The sequence below is a fragment of the Pseudomonas moraviensis genome, from assembly GCF_900105805.1.
Taxonomy (GTDB): Bacteria; Pseudomonadota; Gammaproteobacteria; order Pseudomonadales; family Pseudomonadaceae; genus Aquipseudomonas; species Aquipseudomonas moraviensis_A.
This window is the reverse complement of record NZ_LT629788.1, coordinates 4,210,330-4,226,110: the sequence shown is the minus strand read 5'-3', so window position 1 is coordinate 4,226,110 and position 15,781 is coordinate 4,210,330. Positions and strand designations below refer to the sequence as shown.

Annotated in this window: 18 protein-coding genes; 13 read left to right on the top strand and 5 right to left on the bottom strand. The window is 58.2% G+C overall.

Features of this window, described 5'->3' with window-relative positions:
* Nucleotide 1: 1 nt before the first annotated feature.
* The 11 genes from rpmD (at nucleotide 2) to bfr (ending at nucleotide 7,403) form a co-directional block, all read left to right on the top strand.
* Complete coding sequence (gene rpmD / locus BLU71_RS18885) at nucleotides 2-178, top strand: 50S ribosomal protein L30 (RefSeq protein ID WP_003176408.1); 177 nt, start codon at nucleotides 2-4, stop codon at nucleotides 176-178.
* 3 nt (nucleotides 179-181) lie between these two features.
* Nucleotides 182-619 carry a 50S ribosomal protein L15 gene (rplO, locus tag BLU71_RS18880; protein WP_003228720.1) on the top strand — a complete coding sequence of 146 codons (438 nt, stop codon included), beginning with the start codon at nucleotides 182-184 and terminating at the stop codon, nucleotides 617-619.
* Complete coding sequence (gene secY / locus BLU71_RS18875) at nucleotides 620-1,948, top strand: preprotein translocase subunit SecY (RefSeq protein ID WP_042610655.1); 1,329 nt, start codon at nucleotides 620-622, stop codon at nucleotides 1,946-1,948.
* 27 nt (nucleotides 1,949-1,975) lie between these two features.
* A complete protein-coding gene (gene rpmJ, locus BLU71_RS18870; RefSeq protein ID WP_002555468.1) occupies nucleotides 1,976-2,092 on the top strand; it encodes a 50S ribosomal protein L36 in 117 nt (38 codons plus the stop codon).
* A gap of 130 nt (nucleotides 2,093-2,222) precedes the next feature.
* Nucleotides 2,223-2,579, top strand: a complete 357-nt coding sequence (gene rpsM / locus BLU71_RS18865; protein WP_083353677.1) for a 30S ribosomal protein S13 — start codon at nucleotides 2,223-2,225, stop codon at nucleotides 2,577-2,579.
* A 30-nt stretch (nucleotides 2,580-2,609) separates the two neighbouring features.
* Nucleotides 2,610-2,999 carry a 30S ribosomal protein S11 gene (gene rpsK, locus BLU71_RS18860; RefSeq protein ID WP_002555466.1) on the top strand — a complete coding sequence of 130 codons (390 nt, stop codon included), beginning with the start codon at nucleotides 2,610-2,612 and terminating at the stop codon, nucleotides 2,997-2,999.
* A gap of 18 nt (nucleotides 3,000-3,017) precedes the next feature.
* Complete coding sequence (gene rpsD, locus BLU71_RS18855; RefSeq protein ID WP_003176404.1) at nucleotides 3,018-3,638, top strand: 30S ribosomal protein S4; 621 nt, start codon at nucleotides 3,018-3,020, stop codon at nucleotides 3,636-3,638.
* Nucleotides 3,639-3,660: 22 nt separating this feature from the next.
* Complete coding sequence (locus BLU71_RS18850) at nucleotides 3,661-4,662, top strand: DNA-directed RNA polymerase subunit alpha (protein WP_016772946.1); 1,002 nt, start codon at nucleotides 3,661-3,663, stop codon at nucleotides 4,660-4,662.
* A gap of 42 nt (nucleotides 4,663-4,704) precedes the next feature.
* Nucleotides 4,705-5,091, top strand: a complete 387-nt coding sequence (gene rplQ / locus BLU71_RS18845) for a 50S ribosomal protein L17 (protein ID WP_003176402.1) — start codon at nucleotides 4,705-4,707, stop codon at nucleotides 5,089-5,091.
* Nucleotides 5,092-5,331: 240 nt separating this feature from the next.
* Nucleotides 5,332-6,786 carry a catalase gene (locus tag BLU71_RS18840; RefSeq protein WP_065615574.1) on the top strand — a complete coding sequence of 485 codons (1,455 nt, stop codon included), beginning with the start codon at nucleotides 5,332-5,334 and terminating at the stop codon, nucleotides 6,784-6,786.
* Nucleotides 6,787-6,935: 149 nt separating this feature from the next.
* Nucleotides 6,936-7,403: a bacterioferritin gene (gene bfr, locus BLU71_RS18835; protein ID WP_042610653.1), complete on the top strand. Its 468-nt coding sequence runs from the start codon at nucleotides 6,936-6,938 to the stop codon at nucleotides 7,401-7,403.
* Nucleotides 7,404-7,468: 65 nt separating this feature from the next.
* Here bfr and uvrA read toward each other — a convergent pair whose 3' ends face one another.
* Nucleotides 7,469-10,303 (bottom strand): excinuclease ABC subunit UvrA, encoded by a 2,835-nt coding sequence (gene uvrA, locus BLU71_RS18830; RefSeq protein ID WP_042610652.1) that lies wholly within the window; start codon nucleotides 10,301-10,303, stop codon nucleotides 7,469-7,471.
* Nucleotides 10,304-10,494: 191 nt separating this feature from the next.
* On the opposite strand from uvrA, the gene BLU71_RS18825 reads away from it, so the two are divergent.
* Nucleotides 10,495-11,892, top strand: coding sequence for an MFS transporter (locus BLU71_RS18825; RefSeq protein WP_083353676.1), 1,398 nt, complete (start codon nucleotides 10,495-10,497; stop codon nucleotides 11,890-11,892).
* Nucleotides 11,893-11,901: 9 nt separating this feature from the next.
* Nucleotides 11,902-12,423 carry a single-stranded DNA-binding protein gene (locus tag BLU71_RS18820; RefSeq protein WP_042610650.1) on the top strand — a complete coding sequence of 174 codons (522 nt, stop codon included), beginning with the start codon at nucleotides 11,902-11,904 and terminating at the stop codon, nucleotides 12,421-12,423.
* A gap of 197 nt (nucleotides 12,424-12,620) precedes the next feature.
* Here BLU71_RS18820 and BLU71_RS18815 read toward each other — a convergent pair whose 3' ends face one another.
* Genes BLU71_RS18815 through BLU71_RS18800 form a run of 4 tightly spaced genes read right to left on the bottom strand, consistent with a single transcriptional unit; the run spans nucleotide 12,621 to nucleotide 15,587 of the window.
* A complete protein-coding gene (locus BLU71_RS18815) occupies nucleotides 12,621-13,778 on the bottom strand; it encodes a glutathionylspermidine synthase family protein (RefSeq protein ID WP_083353675.1) in 1,158 nt (385 codons plus the stop codon).
* A gap of 1 nt (nucleotide 13,779) precedes the next feature.
* Nucleotides 13,780-14,478 (bottom strand): DUF1190 domain-containing protein, encoded by a 699-nt coding sequence (locus BLU71_RS18810; protein WP_083353674.1) that lies wholly within the window; start codon nucleotides 14,476-14,478, stop codon nucleotides 13,780-13,782.
* Between the two features lie 18 nt (nucleotides 14,479-14,496).
* A complete protein-coding gene (locus BLU71_RS18805; RefSeq protein WP_083353673.1) occupies nucleotides 14,497-14,922 on the bottom strand; it encodes a DUF350 domain-containing protein in 426 nt (141 codons plus the stop codon).
* A gap of 14 nt (nucleotides 14,923-14,936) precedes the next feature.
* Nucleotides 14,937-15,587, bottom strand: coding sequence for a DUF2491 family protein (locus tag BLU71_RS18800; protein WP_042610647.1), 651 nt, complete (start codon nucleotides 15,585-15,587; stop codon nucleotides 14,937-14,939).
* Between the last annotated feature and the right edge of the window lie 194 nt (nucleotides 15,588-15,781).

The window sequence follows — 15,781 nt, the reverse complement described above, 5'->3', positions numbered from 1 at the left end:
CATGGCTACCGTTAAAGTAACGCTGATCAAAAGCATGACCGGCCGCATCCCTAACCACAAACTGTGCGTTAAGGGTCTGGGTCTGCGTCGCATCGGTCACACTGTAGAAGTCCAGGATACTCCCGAGAATCGCGGGATGATCAACAAGGCTTACTACATGCTGCGTGTCGAGGGTTAATCGATGAAACTCAATGATCTGAGTCCAGCGCCGGGTTCCCGTCGCGAAAAGCATCGTCCGGGCCGTGGTATCGGTAGTGGTTTGGGCAAGACTGGTGGCCGTGGTCACAAAGGTCAGACCTCCCGCTCCGGTGGCACCATTGCTCCAGGCTTTGAAGGCGGTCAACAGCCGCTGCATCGTCGCCTGCCCAAGTTCGGTTTCGTTTCCCTGAAAGCCATGGACCGCGCAGAAGTGCGTCTGTCCGAGCTGGCCAAAGTGGAAGGCGACATCGTTACTGTGCAGTCCCTGAAAGATGCCAACGTGATCAACGTCAACGTACAGCGTGTGAAAATCATGCTGTCCGGTGAAGTGACTCGCGCTGTCACTATCGGCAAGGGAATCGGCGCCACCAAAGGTGCGCGTGCGGCTATCGAAGCAGCTGGCGGCAAGTTCGAGGAATAAATGGCTAAGCAAGGTGCTCTCTCTGCGCTCGGCAAAGGCGGTATGTCTGAACTCTGGGCTCGTCTGCGTTTTCTGTTCCTGGCGATTATCGTCTACCGAATAGGCGCACACATCCCGGTTCCAGGTATCAACCCGGACCGACTCGCAGACCTGTTTCGACAGAATGAGGGGACCATTCTTAGCTTGTTCAACATGTTCTCCGGCGGCGCGCTGGAACGGATGAGCATCTTTGCACTGGGGATCATGCCGTACATTTCGGCATCGATCATCATGCAACTGATGACCGCCGTCAGCCCGCAGCTGGAGCAGTTGAAGAAGGAAGGTGAAGCTGGCCGTCGCAAGATCAGCCAGTACACCCGCTACGGCACCGTCGTCCTCGCTCTCGTTCAGGCTATTGGCATGTCCATTGGCCTGGCGGGGCAGGGCGTTGCGTTCACTGGTGACTTTGGCTTCCATTTCGTCGCGGTAACCACTTTTGTGGCTGGTGCGATGTTCATGATGTGGCTGGGTGAGCAGATTACTGAGCGTGGTGTAGGCAACGGTATCTCGATGTTGATCTTTTCGGGTATCGTCGCCGGTCTTCCGAGAGCAATCGGGCAGTCTTTCGAGTCTGCGCGTCAGGGTGATATCAACATCTTCGCCCTGGTTGCCATCGGTTTGCTGGCAGTAGCGATTATCGGTTTCGTGGTGTTCATTGAGCGTGGCCAGCGTCGTATCGCTGTTCACTACGCCAAGCGTCAGCAGGGCCGCAAGGTTTTTGCTGCGCAGACAAGCCACTTGCCGCTGAAGGTGAACATGGCCGGTGTCATTCCGGCTATTTTCGCGAGCAGCATTTTGCTGTTCCCGGCTTCGTTGGGTGCCTGGTTCGGTCAGTCTGAAGGTATGGGCTGGTTGCAGGACATCTCGCAGTCGATCGCTCCTGGTCAGCCGTTGAATATTCTGCTGTTTAGTGCAGGGATTATTTTCTTCTGCTTCTTCTATACGGCGTTGATGTTCAATCCGAAAGACGTAGCGGAAAACCTGAAGAAGTCCGGTGCCTTTATTCCGGGCATCCGTCCAGGTGAGCAGTCTGCGCGCTATATCGATGGCGTTCTGACCCGCTTGACCATGTTCGGTGCTCTTTACATGACGGCCGTGTGCCTGTTGCCCCAGTTCCTGGTGGTTGCAGCAAACGTTCCGTTCTACCTTGGCGGGACCTCGTTGCTGATCGTGGTCGTGGTTGTGATGGACTTCATGTCCCAAGTACAATCGCACCTCGTTTCGCACCAGTACGAATCCCTGATGAAGAAAGCCAACCTGAAGGGTTACGGCAGCGGCATGTTGCGCTGAGTACCCATAAGGTTCGAGGAGTTGGTGATGAAAGTTCGTGCATCGGTGAAAAAGCTGTGCCGTAACTGCAAGATTATTCGCCGCGAAGGTGTTGTTCGAGTAATTTGCAGCGCGGAACCGCGTCACAAACAGCGCCAAGGCTGAGTGTGATTGTGCTTCAAGCCCGGTAGCTAGTGCGCTACCGGGTTGATTATTTGTTATTACAGCGATATTATCTCGCGCCCTATTTCTTGGCTTCCGGGGCGTAGGTAGCTGTCAATTGGAGTCCCACTGAATGGCCCGTATTGCAGGCGTTAACATTCCAGATAACAAGCATACTGTTATCTCGCTGACCTACATCTATGGTGTTGGTCGCACTACTGCGCAGAAGATCTGTGCAGTGACTGGGGTAAGCCCAGCAGCAAAGATCAAAGATCTGAGCGACGAGCAAATTGAACAGCTGCGTGGCGAAGTGGCGAAGTTCACCACTGAAGGTGACCTGCGCCGCGAAATCAACATGAAAATCAAGCGCTTGATGGACCTCGGTTGCTATCGCGGTCTGCGTCATCGTCGTGGTCTGCCAGTACGCGGTCAGCGTACCAAGACCAACGCGCGTACCCGTAAAGGTCCGCGTAAGCCGATCCGCAAGTAATCGCCCCAGCGAATCGACAGGAATTTAATCATGGCAAAACCTGCTGCTCGTCCTCGTAAAAAAGTTAAAAAGACAGTGGTTGATGGCATCGCCCACATCCATGCATCTTTTAACAACACCATCGTGACCATTACCGACCGTCAAGGTAACGCTCTTTCCTGGGCTACCTCCGGTGGTTCGGGTTTCCGCGGTTCCCGCAAGTCCACCCCGTTCGCTGCTCAAGTAGCTGCTGAGCGTGCTGGTCAAGCTGCGCTGGAATACGGCCTGAAAAACCTCGACGTCAACGTCAAGGGTCCAGGTCCAGGTCGTGAATCCGCAGTCCGCGCTTTGAACGGCTGTGGCTACAAGATCGCCAGCATCACCGACGTGACGCCAATCCCGCACAACGGGTGCCGTCCGCCGAAGAAGCGCCGCGTGTAATCCAGGAGATTGTAAAGAATGGCTCGTTACATTGGTCCAAAATGCAAACTCGCTCGTCGCGAAGGCACCGATCTCTTCCTGAAGAGCGGCGTGCGCGCGATCGAATCGAAGTGCAACATTGAAGCAGCACCTGGTATCCACGGCCAACGCCGCGGCCGCCAGTCCGACTACGGCACCCAACTGCGTGAAAAGCAGAAGGTCCGTCGTATCTACGGCGTTCTCGAGCGTCAGTTCAGCGGCTACTACAAAGAAGCTGCTGGCAAGAAAGGTGCAACCGGTGAAAACCTGCTGCAACTTCTCGAATGCCGTCTGGACAACGTTGTATACCGTATGGGCTTTGGTTCGACTCGTGCCGAATCCCGTCAGCTGGTATCGCACAAGTCGATCAGCGTCAACGGTCAGACCGTAAACGTCCCGTCGTATCAGGTTCGTGCTGGTGACGTGGTTGCAGTTCGCGAGAAAGCAAAAAACCAACTTCGCATTGTCCAAGCTCTCGATCTGTGTGCCCAACGTGGCCGCGTAGAATGGGTAGAAGTAGACACTGAGAAGAAGTCGGGCGTTTTCAAGAACGTTCCTGCTCGCAGTGATCTGTCCGCCGACATCAACGAAAGCCTGATTGTCGAGCTCTACTCCAAGTAAGGGCTAGAAAATAGGTGCATCCATGCAGATTTCGGTAAATGAGTTCCTGACACCCCGCCACATTGATGTGCAGGTTGTCAGTCCAACCCGCGCCAAGATCACTCTCGAGCCTCTCGAGCGTGGTTTTGGCCACACCCTGGGCAACGCGCTGCGCCGCATCCTGTTGTCCTCAATGCCCGGCTGCGCAGTAGTCGAGGCCGAGATTGACGGTGTGCTCCACGAGTACAGCGCCATCGAAGGTGTACAGGAAGACGTAATTGAAATCCTGTTGAACCTTAAAGGTCTGGCCATCAAGCTGCACGGTCGTGACGAAGTTACGCTGACCTTGTCGAAGAAGGGTTCGGGGGTGGTTACCGCTGCCGATATTCAGCTGGATCATGATGTCGAGATCGTTAATCCCGATCACGTAATCGCTAACCTGGCGTCTAACGGCGCCCTGAACATGAAGCTCACCGTAGCTCGTGGTCGTGGTTATGAACCAGCCGACTCGCGTCAGAGCGATGAAGACGAAAGCCGCAGCATCGGTCGCTTGCAGCTCGATTCTTCGTTCAGCCCGGTTCGCCGTATCGCTTACGTGGTGGAAAACGCCCGTGTCGAGCAGCGTACCAACCTGGACAAGCTGGTTATTGATCTGGAAACCAACGGTACTCTGGATCCTGAAGAGGCTATCCGTCGCGCTGCAACCATCCTGCAACAGCAGCTGGCTGCGTTCGTCGACCTCAAAGGTGAAAGTGAGCCGCTGGTTGTCGAGCAGGAAGACGAGATCGATCCGATCCTGCTTCGCCCGGTTGACGATCTGGAACTGACTGTACGTTCGGCTAACTGCCTTAAGGCGGAAAACATCTACTACATCGGCGACCTGATTCAGCGTACCGAAGTAGAGCTGTTGAAGACTCCGAACCTGGGCAAGAAATCCTTGACTGAAATCAAGGACGTTCTGGCCTCCCGCGGTCTGTCCCTCGGCATGCGCCTCGACAACTGGCCGCCTGCAAGTCTTAAGAAGGACGACAAGGCGACTGCCTGATCGTCGTAATCACCGAACGTAGTGTTTGGTAAGGAATGAACCATGCGTCATCGTAAAAGTGGTCGTCACCTGAGCCGCACCAGCTCGCACCGCAAGGCCATGTTCCAAAACATGGCGGTGTCGCTGTTCGAGCACGAGCTGATCAAAACTACTCTGCCAAAAGCCAAAGAACTGCGCCGCGTTGCCGAGCCGCTGATCACTCTGGCCAAGACAGACAGCCTGGCTAACCGCCGTCTGGCTTTCGACCGTACTCGTTCGAAAGCTATCGTTGGTAAGCTCTTCAACGACCTGGGCAAGCGTTACGCTACCCGTGAGGGTGGCTACCTGCGCATCCTCAAGTGCGGTTTCCGCGCTGGCGACAACGCGCCTATGGCGTACGTCGAGTTGGTTGATCGTGCTACTGCTGGCGAAGCTGTATCCGCCGAGTAAGACGTCAGTCTGAAACAAAGAACCGGGCCTAGTGCCCGGTTTTTTGTGCCTGTAAGAAATGCGTCGTCCGTACAAGTTTCTGACATGGTCGAACTGCCACTATGTGCCGGGAAAACATAATTAGTAATTATCTATCGATGTCTGCAAGTTAATGAATTTGTAGCGATAACGTCGATGATCAATACTTCCCGCCAAGCCCATTAGCCGGCAGTTCAAAGACTGACAGAGGAAGAAGACCGCATGAGCCAGACCAAAACGCTTACAACCGCGAGTGGCGCGCCAGTCGCTGACAACCAGAATTCCCGCTCCGCCGGCCCACGCGGTCCGCTGCTGCTCGACGATTTCCACCTGCTCGAAAAGCTCGCGCACTTCAACCGTGAAAACATTCCTGAACGCCGCGTGCACGCCAAAGGCTCGGGCGCTTACGGTACGTTCACCGTCACTCGCGACATCACCGAATATACCAGCGCGAAACTGTTCGAATCGGTAGGTAAACAAACGCCAACCTTCCTGCGCTTTTCCACCGTAGGTGGCGAGCGTGGTTCGGCCGACACCGAGCGCGATCCGCGCGGTTTCGCCTTGAAGTTCTATACCGAAGAAGGCAACTGGGACATCGTCGGCAACAATACGCCGGTGTTTTTCATCCGTGATCCACTGAAGTTTCCGGACTTTATCCACACGCAAAAGCGTCTGCCGCAAAGCAACCTGAAAAGTGCGCAGATGATGTGGGATTTCTGGTCGCATTCGCCTGAAGCGCTGCACCAGGTCACCATTCTGTTTTCTGATCGCGGCATTCCGGACGGCTACCGTCACATGCACGGCTTCGGTAGCCATACGTACAGCCTGATCAATGCCAAAGGCGAGCGTCATTGGGTCAAGTGGCATTACAAGACGCAGCAAGGCATCAAGAACCTGGCGCCCGCCGACGCCGCCCGTTTGGCGGGAACCGACCCGGACTACGCGCAGCGTGACCTGTTCGAGGCCATCGAGCGCGGTGATTTCCCGAAATGGCGCGTGTGCATTCAGATCATGACCGAAGCGCAAGCGGCCGCTCATTACGAAAACCCGTTCGACGTCACCAAAACCTGGTCACAGAAAGAGTTTCCGCTGATCGAAGTCGGTGAGCTGGAGTTGAACCGCAACCCGCTGAACTACTTCGCCGAAGTTGAACAGGCTGCATTCGGCCCGAGCAACATGGTGCCAGGCGTGGGTCTGTCCCCGGACCGCATGCTGCAAGGCCGCGTATTTGCCTACGCTGACGCGCACCGCTACCGCGTTGGCACCAACCACCAGCAATTGCCGGTGAATGCTCCACGCAGTCCGGTGAACACTTATCAGCGTGACGGCTCCATGGCGTTCGGCAGCAATGGTGGTGCGGCGCCGAACTATGAACCGAACAGCTACATCGAGTCGCCGAAACAAGCACCACATTACGCAGAGCCAGCACTGGCCTTGAACGGTGCCGCAGATCGCTATGATCACCGCGAAGATACCGATTACTACAGCCAGGCCGGTGCGTTGTTCCGCTTGATGAGCGAGGAGCAGAAAGCGCTGCTGGTCAGCAACATCGCGGGTGCGATGGCAGGTGTTTCCAGCGACGTCGTCGATCGTCAGTTGCAGCATTTCTACAAAGCCGATCGGGCGTATGGAGAAGCAATCGCAAACCTGCTCAACGTACAGCTTAACGAAGTCTAAACGAGAAGCAGAACCGCCCTCATTTGGGCGGTTTTTGCGTTATTTGGCCTGCTTTTCTCGGAATATCTTCGCTTTTATTGCGCGAAGCGGGTGACCTTCCGGTCAGGTTGGTTCAAACTACAGACTTTCAGGAAGGGAGATGTAGGGCGATGCAAGGCCACCCAGATGTAATCGATTACCTCAATACGTTGCTGACCGGCGAACTGGCCGCGCGTGACCAATATTTCGTTCATTCGCGGATGTATGAGGACTGGGGGTTCACCAAGCTCTACGAGCGCATCAACCACGAGATGGAAGAAGAAGCAGGCCACGCCGATGCATTGATGCGGCGGATCCTGATGCTCGAAGGCACGCCACGCATGCGTCCGGATGATCTGGATGTCGGCACTACGGTGCCGGAGATGCTCGAAGCTGATCTGCGCCTCGAATACAAAGTCCGCGCTGCGCTTTGCAAAGGCATCGAGCTTTGCGAGCAGCACCAGGACTACGTCAGCCGCGAGATTCTGCGGGTTCAGCTCAACGACACTGAAGAAGATCACACCTACTGGCTGGAAAAGCAGTTGGGTCTGATCAAGCTGATCGGTCTCGAGAACTACCTGCAATCCCACGCGTCCTGATTGCAACGGCTACAAAAAAGCCCCTGTCACTTTAACGGTGACAGGGGCTTTTTCATGCCTTGCAGTTAAGCCCGATCGCGGATCAGCAACGGCTTGAGGTAATGGCCGGTGTGAGACTGCTTCATTTCGGCTACCTCCTCCGGCGTGCCGGTGGCAATGATCTGACCCCCTTTGGAACCGCCCTCAGGACCGAGGTCCACCAGCCAGTCAGCGGTCTTGATCACATCGAGGTTGTGCTCGATGACCACCACGGTGTTGCCGTGATCGCGCAGGCGATGCAGAACGTCGAGCAACTGCTGGATATCCGCAAAGTGCAGACCGGTGGTCGGCTCATCGAGGATATACAGGGTCTTGCCGGTATCGCGCTTGGACAGCTCGCGCGACAACTTGACCCGCTGTGCTTCACCTCCGGACAGGGTCGTCGCCGACTGCCCGAGTTTGATGTACGACAGGCCGACATCCATCAGCGTCTGCAGCTTGCGCGCCAGTGCTGGCACCGCGTCGAAGAACTCCCGAGCTTCCTCGATGGTCATTTCGAGGGTCTCGTGGATGCTCTTGCCCTTGTATTTGATCTCAAGGGTTTCGCGGTTGTAGCGCTTGCTCTTGCACACATCGCAGGGCACGTAGATGTCCGGCAGGAAGTGCATCTCCACCTTGATCAGGCCATCGCCCTGACACGCCTCGCAACGCCCGCCCTTGACGTTGAACGAGAAACGCCCAGGGCCATAACCACGAGAGCGTGACTCGGGCACGCCGGCAAACAGTTCGCGGATCGGCGTGAACAGCCCGGTATACGTCGCCGGGTTGGAACGCGGTGTACGACCGATCGGGCTCTGGTCGATATCGACGACTTTGTCGAGATGCTCCAGACCTTTGATGCTGTCGTGTGCCGCCGCTTCAAGCGTGGTCGCGCCATTGAGTGCCGTGGCGCTCAGCGGGAACAGCGTGTTGTTGATCAGCGTCGATTTGCCCGAGCCGGATACGCCGGTCACGCAGGTCAGCAGGCCGATCGGGATATCCAGATCGACATTGCGCAAGTTGTTGCCACGCGCACCTTTGAGCGACAGGTTGAGCTTCTTGTTGCGCGGCGTGCGTTTGGCCGGCACTTCGATCTTCACCCGGCCGGACAGGTATTTGCCGGTCAGCGAATCCGGGTGCGCCATGACTTCGTCCGGCGTGCCTTCGGCAACAATCTGCCCGCCGTGCACACCTGCGCCAGGGCCGATATCGACAACATAGTCAGCCAGACGAATCGCGTCTTCATCATGCTCGACCACGATCACCGTGTTGCCGATATCGCGCAAATGCTTGAGCGTGCCGAGCAGCCGGTCGTTATCGCGCTGATGCAGGCCGATGGACGGCTCATCGAGGATGTATAGAACGCCAACAAGTCCGGCGCCAATCTGGCTGGCGAGACGGATCCGCTGCGCCTCGCCACCGGAGAGTGTGTCGGCGCTGCGATCCAGGGACAGATAATCGAGGCCGACGTTGACCAGGAACTGCAGACGCTCGCGGATTTCCTTGAGGATCTTGTCGGCGATCTCTCCGCGCCGCCCGGTCATCTTCAGTGCAGCGAAATATTCGCAGGCATCGCCGATCGGCAGATTGGTCACTGCCGGCAAGGTTTTCTCACCGACCCACACGTGCCGCGCTTCACGGCGCAGACGCGTGCCGCGGCAATCCGGGCAGGCCTGATGGCTGAGGAACTTGGCCAGCTCCTCGCGCACGCTCGCCGATTCGGTTTCGCGGTAACGGCGCTCCAGATTGGGCACGATGCCTTCGAACGGGTGCGAGCGTTTGACGATGTCGCCACGGTCGTTCAGGTACTTGAAGTCGACGTTCTGCGAGCCGCTGCCGTGCAGGATGAACTTCTGCTGCTCGGCGCTCAGGTCGTTGAAAGGCTTGTCCAGGCTGAACTTGTAATGCGAGGCGAGTGAGCCAAGCATCTGGAAGTAATAGACGTTGCGCCGGTCCCAGCCGCGTATCGCGCCCTCGGCGAGGGTCAGCTCGCCGTTGACCAGACGCTTGATGTCGAAGAACTGCTTCACGCCCAGGCCATCGCAGGTCGGGCAGGCGCCGGCCGGGTTGTTGAAGGAAAACAGCTTGGGTTCCAGCTCGCTGATCGCGTGTCCGCAGATCGGGCAGGCGAAGCGTGCGGAGAAGATCATTTCTTCGCCGGGCTCGTCGTCCATCGGCGCCACAAGGGCAATGCCATCAGCCAGTTTCAGCGCGGTCTCAAAGGACTCGGCCAGACGTTGCTGCAGATCGGCGCGAACCTTGAAGCGATCAACGATCACGTCAATCGAGTGCTTCTTCTGTTTATCCAGCTTCGGCAGCTCGTCGAGTTCGCAAATGCGCCCGTTGACCCGGGCGCGGACGAAACCTTGCGCACGCAATTCTTCGAAGACTGACAGGTGTTCGCCCTTGCGCTCGCGGATCACCGGTGCCAGCAGCATGAGTTTGCTGCCTTCCGGCTGCGCCAGCACCAGATCGACCATCTGGCTGACGGTCTGCGCTTCCAGCGGAATGTCGTGATCCGGGCAACGCGGCGTACCCACGCGGGCATAGAGCAGACGCAGGTAGTCGTAGATTTCGGTGATGGTGCCGACCGTGGAGCGCGGGTTGTGCGAGGTCGACTTCTGTTCGATGGAGATCGCCGGCGACAGGCCTTCGATGGTGTCGACGTCGGGTTTTTCCATCATCGACAGGAACTGCCTGGCGTAGGCCGACAGCGATTCGACATAGCGGCGCTGACCTTCGGCATACAGCGTGTCGAACGCCAGGGATGACTTGCCGGATCCGGACAGGCCGGTGATGACGATCAGTTTGTCCCGTGGCAGGGTCAGGTCGATGTTCTTCAGGTTGTGGGTACGGGCCCCACGTATCAGGATCTTGTCCAAAGTGGCCTCGCTCGGCGGGCGTCGAAAACGTAGGAGTATACGGGCAAATACTGGATGGATGCACACTATCCAACGAAGGGCGTTCTGCCGTTCATGAAGAGAGTTTCATCTATACGCGTCATAGCGTCGCGATATACCCCGTCTTCCGATGGGACTGGTAGAATCGCCGCCGGTTCACACGAGGTTTTTCCATGCACGATCCCCACAGCGAACGCATGAGTGGCAGCGAGACCCGCGCGGCGAGCGGTCTGGCCCTGGTGTTCGCCTTCCGTATGCTTGGCATGTTCATGGTGTTGCCGGTGCTGGCGACCTATGGCATGGATCTGGCGGGAGCGACCCCGGCCCTGATCGGGCTGGCGATTGGCGCTTACGGTCTGACCCAGGCGATTTTCCAGATCCCGTTCGGGATCATTTCGGATCGCATCGGTCGTCGACCGGTGATCTACCTCGGTCTGATTGTCTTCGCTCTCGGCAGTGTTCTCGCGTGCCAGGCCGATTCGATCTGGGGCGTGATCGCCGGGCGGATCCTGCAGGGCGCCGGGGCGATTTCCGCGGCGGTCATGGCGCTGCTTTCCGACCTGACCCGCGAACAGCATCGCACCAAAGCCATGGCGATGATTGGCATGACCATCGGCCTGTCGTTCGCCGTGGCCATGGTCGTGGGGCCATTGCTCACCAGCGCTTTCGGGTTGTCGGGACTGTTCCTTGCCACTGGCGCGATGGCGCTGGTCGGCATCCTGATCATCATGTTCATGGTGCCGCAGTCCACCGGTCCACTGCAGCATCGTGAATCCGGCGTGGCGCGACAGGCACTGATGCCGACGCTCAGGCACCCGGACCTGCTGCGCCTCGATCTGGGCATCTTTGTGTTACATGCCATGTTGATGTCGAGCTTCGTTGCTCTGCCGCTGGCGCTGGTGGAAAAAGCCGGTTTGCCCAAGGAGCAGCACTGGTGGGTCTACCTCACCGCATTGCTGATTTCGTTCTTCGCCATGATCCCGTTCATCATCTACGGCGAGAAGCGACGCAAAATGAAACGAGTTTTGCTCGGCGCCGTCATGACACTGATGCTGACTGAACTATTCTTCTGGCAGTTCGGCGATAGCCTGCGCGCCCTGGTGATCGGCACGGTGGTGTTCTTCACCGCGTTCAACCTGCTCGAGGCATCGTTGCCGTCGCTGATCAGCAAGGTTTCACCGGCAGGCGGCAAGGGCACGGCCATGGGCGTGTACTCCACCAGCCAGTTCCTCGGTTCGGCACTCGGCGGGATACTCGGCGGCTGGTTGTTCCAGCATGGCGGTCTGTCGGTTGTGTTCCTCGGATGCGCCGCGCTGGCTGCACTTTGGCTGGCCTTTGCTGTTACCATGCGCGAACCTCCCTACGTGACGAGCCTGCGCTTGCCGTTGTCGCCCGAAGCGATCCGCGAAGCGGGTCTGGTCGAGCGCCTCAAGGCCCTGGTAGGGGTAACAGATGCAGTGATAGTCGCCGAAGAGGCGGCTGTTTACATCAAACTGGACAAAGAATTAGTGGATCGCACCACCCTCGAACGCCTGGTCAACAACCCGGCCGGGGCTGCGTGCGACGCTTAGGAGAACGTTATGGCCCGTGGGGTTAACAAAGTCATATTGGTCGGCACTTGCGGCCAGGATCCCGAAGTTCGCTACCTGCCTAACGGTAACGCCGTGACCAACCTGAGTCTGGCCACCAGCGAACAATGGACCGACAAGCAGACCGGTCAGAAGGTCGAAAAGACCGAGTGGCACCGTGTGTCGATGTTCGGCAAGGTTGCCGAGATCGCTGGCGAATACCTGCGCAAGGGTTCGCAGGTCTACATCGAAGGCAAGCTGCAGACCCGCGAGTGGGAAAAGGACGGCATCAAGCGTTACACCACTGAAATCGTGGTCGACATGCAAGGCACCATGCAATTGCTCGGCGGCCGTCCACAGCAGGGCGACCAGCAAGGCGGCGGCAACAATTACCAGCAGCAGGCGCCACGTCAGCAGGCCCCACGCCCGCAGCAGTCTGCTCCGCAGCAGCGTTCGGCTCCACCAGCGCCGCAGCAGGCCGCACCGCAACCGGCTCCGGATTTCGACAGCTTCGATGACGATATTCCGTTCTGATTTGCCGCTGTAAACGCTTCCATTGAAAAGGCCCGTCGCTTAAACGACGGGCCTTTTTTGTGAGGCTATTTCAGCGCAACCCCTATCACCTGTAGGAGCTGACGAGTGCAACGAGGCTGCGATCTTTTGATCTTTAAAAGCAACGTCAAAAGATCGCAGCCTCGTTGCACTCGTCAGCTCCTACATGGGGAATCGTTTCAGTCGAGGATCAGGTGCGGCAGGAAGCGGCTGGAGTCCTTGGTGATCAGACTGTTGTCCTCGCGCACACCAATTCCCGCCGCCTCGTCACCAATCACCCACGAACCGATCAGCGTGTAGCTGTCGCCAAACTTCGGCAGCGGCGCGAACTCCTGCAGGATGAACGGCGCATCGGTGTACGGCCCATCCTCTTTGACGATCAGACCCTGGGCCGTTTGCAGCTCGATGTTGGCGCCTTCACGGGAAAAGTACGGCTTGCGCACCCAGCCTTTCGGCACGGCGCTCTGCGGATTCGGATCGAGGTGCGCGGCGAGCAGATTCGGATGACCCTTGTGCAGTTCCCACAGCAACGGCAGCACACCTTTGTTCGACAGAATCGCCTTCCACGCCGGTTCGAAAAACTGCGTGTCGCACTCGGCGATCGCTGTGCCGAACGGTTCGTGGAAGATGAATTCCCAGGCGTGCAGCTTGAACAGGTGCGGGATCCAGCGATCCTGCAGATCGACGAACCGGCCTTCAGCCGTCAGGCCGATGTCTTCGATATCGATGTGGCGTGATTCGATGCCGACCTTTTCCGCGATCAACCGCAGGTAGTCAGTGGTGCCTTTGTCCTCGACCGAATCCTTCATCGAAGCGAAGTAGAACGGCCGCTTCAACTGCAGTTCGGCGAAAGCCTGGTGCAGCCTGGTGTCGATGCTGTTGAACTGGTCGGCATGCGGTGGCAGCGTGCCGCGCTCGATGCACTGCTCCAGCCAGCCCCACTGAAATGCCGCCGCTTCGTAAAGGCTGGTCGGCGTGTCGTAGTTGAGCTCCAGCAGTTTCGCCGGGCCGCTGCCGCTGTAGGAAAAGTCCATGCGACCGTACAGATGCGGATGACCTTCGCGCCAGGAGGTGCGGATCATGTCGTAGTACGCCGCCGGAATGCTCAAGCGATCGAGCCACGCCTCGCTGTTTACCACGCGCTCAACCAGATCCATGCACATCTCATGCAGTTCGGCGGTCGGGTCTTCGAGATCGTTCTCGATCTGCGCGAGGCTGAACTGGTAGTAGGCGCTTTCGTCCCAGTACGGTTCGTCGTCGATGGTGTGGAACAGGAAACCGAGGCTTTCGGCGGTGTGCTTCCAGTCGGGGCGCTCGGCGCAGTGGATCTTTTTCATGTCAGCTGCTCGAGCGTCCGGAACTGCTGCCCCAGCCACCCCAGCCGCTGCGGGCGCTGGACTGGCTACCGAAGCCGCCGCGCGAGGTCGACGCAGCGACGTTCACCGGTTTGCTCTTGCTGCTTTCGTAATCCGGCTGGCTGCGCGTGGTCGTTTCAGCTTTGCGATACTGCGTTGAGGTGTTGTACGGCTGGCGCGTTTCACGATCGCGGTAAACGCTGCGATCGGCGTTGTTGCTCATTGCGTTGCCGATCAGCCAACCGCTCAGCCAGCCATTGCCGCCGCCACCTGAACCGCCGGAAGAGTGCGAGCCGCCGTGACTTGCGCTGCTGCTGGTGGTGTCGCCCGCCGGCATTTGCGCCTCGGCAATGGCATCCAGATTTTGCGGCTCTTCACCCTTCTGCGGCACCTTGAAACCGCCGAGTCTGGGGACGAAGCGGCCATCGGAGTTTTTCTGACACCAGCCAGCGGCAAAGTCTGCGTCGCATTGGGTCTTGTCGTCGTAGGCCGGGGCGATGCGTCGGTGTTCGCCAAGGGCGGCGACGTAGGCGCTGGAGCAGACGTCGGCGGCCACTTCGGCGTCAACGCACTGTTCAACGCTCTGAAAACTGCGCGGCTGATCCACTGCTGCCGCTTCACCGGAAATGGCCATCGCCACTGACGCGGCGAGGGACAACTGCACGTATTTGCTGCGTTTCATCGAGAGGCTTCCTGCCGGTCAGTGGGACGGGGTCATGCACGCGGCATTGAGCATGCCGACGCTGATCGCCACGGCAGCCACATAAATGCCGGCCGCCGCTTCGCCGTTGGCGATGCGCTGGGACGTGCCCTTGAGCACCAGCCCGGTAGCCACGAACGCCAACAATTGCACAACGGCAGCGATAACCGCCCAGAGCACGAAGTCGAGCACGTTGACCGAGTAGGCAATCACATTGCTCGCGGGAATGGCGAAGCCGATGATTGCGCCGGACAGGGCGATAGCCGCAGCAGTATTGCCGGCGCGGATCAGCTCGAATTCCTTGTGCGCGGTGATGCGCGTGTAGACGAATTGAAACAGCATGAACAGCAACACGGCGCCGATCAGGTAGACGACAAAACCGACCAGCGCGGTTTTGTTCAGGGAAACGGCCAACACTTCCAGCATGAAAAACTTCCTTTTTAGATGGCGCTCAAATCAGTCGTGTACAGCGAGATGCCCAGCGAGGTGCTCAGGCTGACGGTGCCTTCTTCATCCTGTTCGACGGAGAACAACAGCAGTTCGCGGCGATCGGTCAGGCCGGTGTCGCGGGCATACAGCATCGCGTGGTGCTTGATGGTGTAGGACTCGTCCGGGTTGACCACGTGTTCGGTCATTGGCACCAGTTCGGTCTGCTGCAGCTCGGTGCCCCATTCGCGCGTGTATTCGACACCGTCACGGGTGTAGGTCGGCAGGCCGATCAGGCTGTTGGGGCCGGCCAGACGCTGCAGTTCGGCGTCGCTGTTGACCGTCACATAGCTGAGGTAATTGAACAGGGTGACCGACTCGATCTGGTCTTCACCCGTGACGTGGATCTGTACCCAGAAATCCTCGTCGTTCATGTAATAGCGGTGCAATTTGTTGGACTGGCCGAGATCGACCCAGCCGGCGCTCCACACCGCTTGATCGAACGGCACCCGCACCGACGTCGAGCCTTCCAGCAGCAGCGCCAGGGTCGTGTCAAAGCGCACGCCTTTGCCTTGCGCCATGCCGAGAGGGCCGCTGGCGCCGGTGGTGGTTGGCGCAGCGGTCTGCCAGGTGCTGGTGCCGAGCAAGTCTTTAAACCATCCCATGGGTACGTTCCTTGAAGCGGGTGGAGGTGTTCGGGGTTGAAAAAGTGGCGGTAGTGTACCGGGCGCAGGGGTGTACGAGCAGGGGCAATAGCTCAGCGCAAACAATGTAGGAGTGAGCCTGCTCGCGATGGCGGCGGGTCAGTCAACACTGAAGTTGAATGTTTTGGCCCCATCGCGAGCAGGCTCACTCCTAC

What these genes read in the sequence shown, in the direction of transcription:
- BLU71_RS18820 (WP_042610650.1), top strand. Translation starts at nt 11,902, where the DNA reads ATGGCCCGTGGGGTTAACAAAGTCATATTGGTCGGCACTTGCGGCCAG.
- rpsM (WP_083353677.1), top strand. Translation starts at nt 2,223, where the DNA reads ATGGCCCGTATTGCAGGCGTTAACATTCCAGATAACAAGCATACTGTT.
- BLU71_RS18825 (WP_083353676.1), top strand. Translation starts at nt 10,495, where the DNA reads ATGCACGATCCCCACAGCGAACGCATGAGTGGCAGCGAGACCCGCGCG.
- BLU71_RS18805 (WP_083353673.1), bottom strand. Translation starts at nt 14,922, where the DNA reads ATGCTGGAAGTGTTGGCCGTTTCCCTGAACAAAACCGCGCTGGTCGGT.
- rpmD (WP_003176408.1), top strand. Translation starts at nt 2, where the DNA reads ATGGCTACCGTTAAAGTAACGCTGATCAAAAGCATGACCGGCCGCATC.
- BLU71_RS18800 (WP_042610647.1), bottom strand. Translation starts at nt 15,587, where the DNA reads ATGGGATGGTTTAAAGACTTGCTCGGCACCAGCACCTGGCAGACCGCT.
- BLU71_RS18840 (WP_065615574.1), top strand. Translation starts at nt 5,332, where the DNA reads ATGAGCCAGACCAAAACGCTTACAACCGCGAGTGGCGCGCCAGTCGCT.
- rpsD (WP_003176404.1), top strand. Translation starts at nt 3,018, where the DNA reads ATGGCTCGTTACATTGGTCCAAAATGCAAACTCGCTCGTCGCGAAGGC.
- bfr (WP_042610653.1), top strand. Translation starts at nt 6,936, where the DNA reads ATGCAAGGCCACCCAGATGTAATCGATTACCTCAATACGTTGCTGACC.
- BLU71_RS18815 (WP_083353675.1), bottom strand. Translation starts at nt 13,778, where the DNA reads ATGAAAAAGATCCACTGCGCCGAGCGCCCCGACTGGAAGCACACCGCC.
- rpsK (WP_002555466.1), top strand. Translation starts at nt 2,610, where the DNA reads ATGGCAAAACCTGCTGCTCGTCCTCGTAAAAAAGTTAAAAAGACAGTG.
- rpmJ (WP_002555468.1), top strand. Translation starts at nt 1,976, where the DNA reads ATGAAAGTTCGTGCATCGGTGAAAAAGCTGTGCCGTAACTGCAAGATT.
- rplQ (WP_003176402.1), top strand. Translation starts at nt 4,705, where the DNA reads ATGCGTCATCGTAAAAGTGGTCGTCACCTGAGCCGCACCAGCTCGCAC.
- BLU71_RS18850 (WP_016772946.1), top strand. Translation starts at nt 3,661, where the DNA reads ATGCAGATTTCGGTAAATGAGTTCCTGACACCCCGCCACATTGATGTG.
- secY (WP_042610655.1), top strand. Translation starts at nt 620, where the DNA reads ATGGCTAAGCAAGGTGCTCTCTCTGCGCTCGGCAAAGGCGGTATGTCT.
- BLU71_RS18810 (WP_083353674.1), bottom strand. Translation starts at nt 14,478, where the DNA reads ATGAAACGCAGCAAATACGTGCAGTTGTCCCTCGCCGCGTCAGTGGCG.
- rplO (WP_003228720.1), top strand. Translation starts at nt 182, where the DNA reads ATGAAACTCAATGATCTGAGTCCAGCGCCGGGTTCCCGTCGCGAAAAG.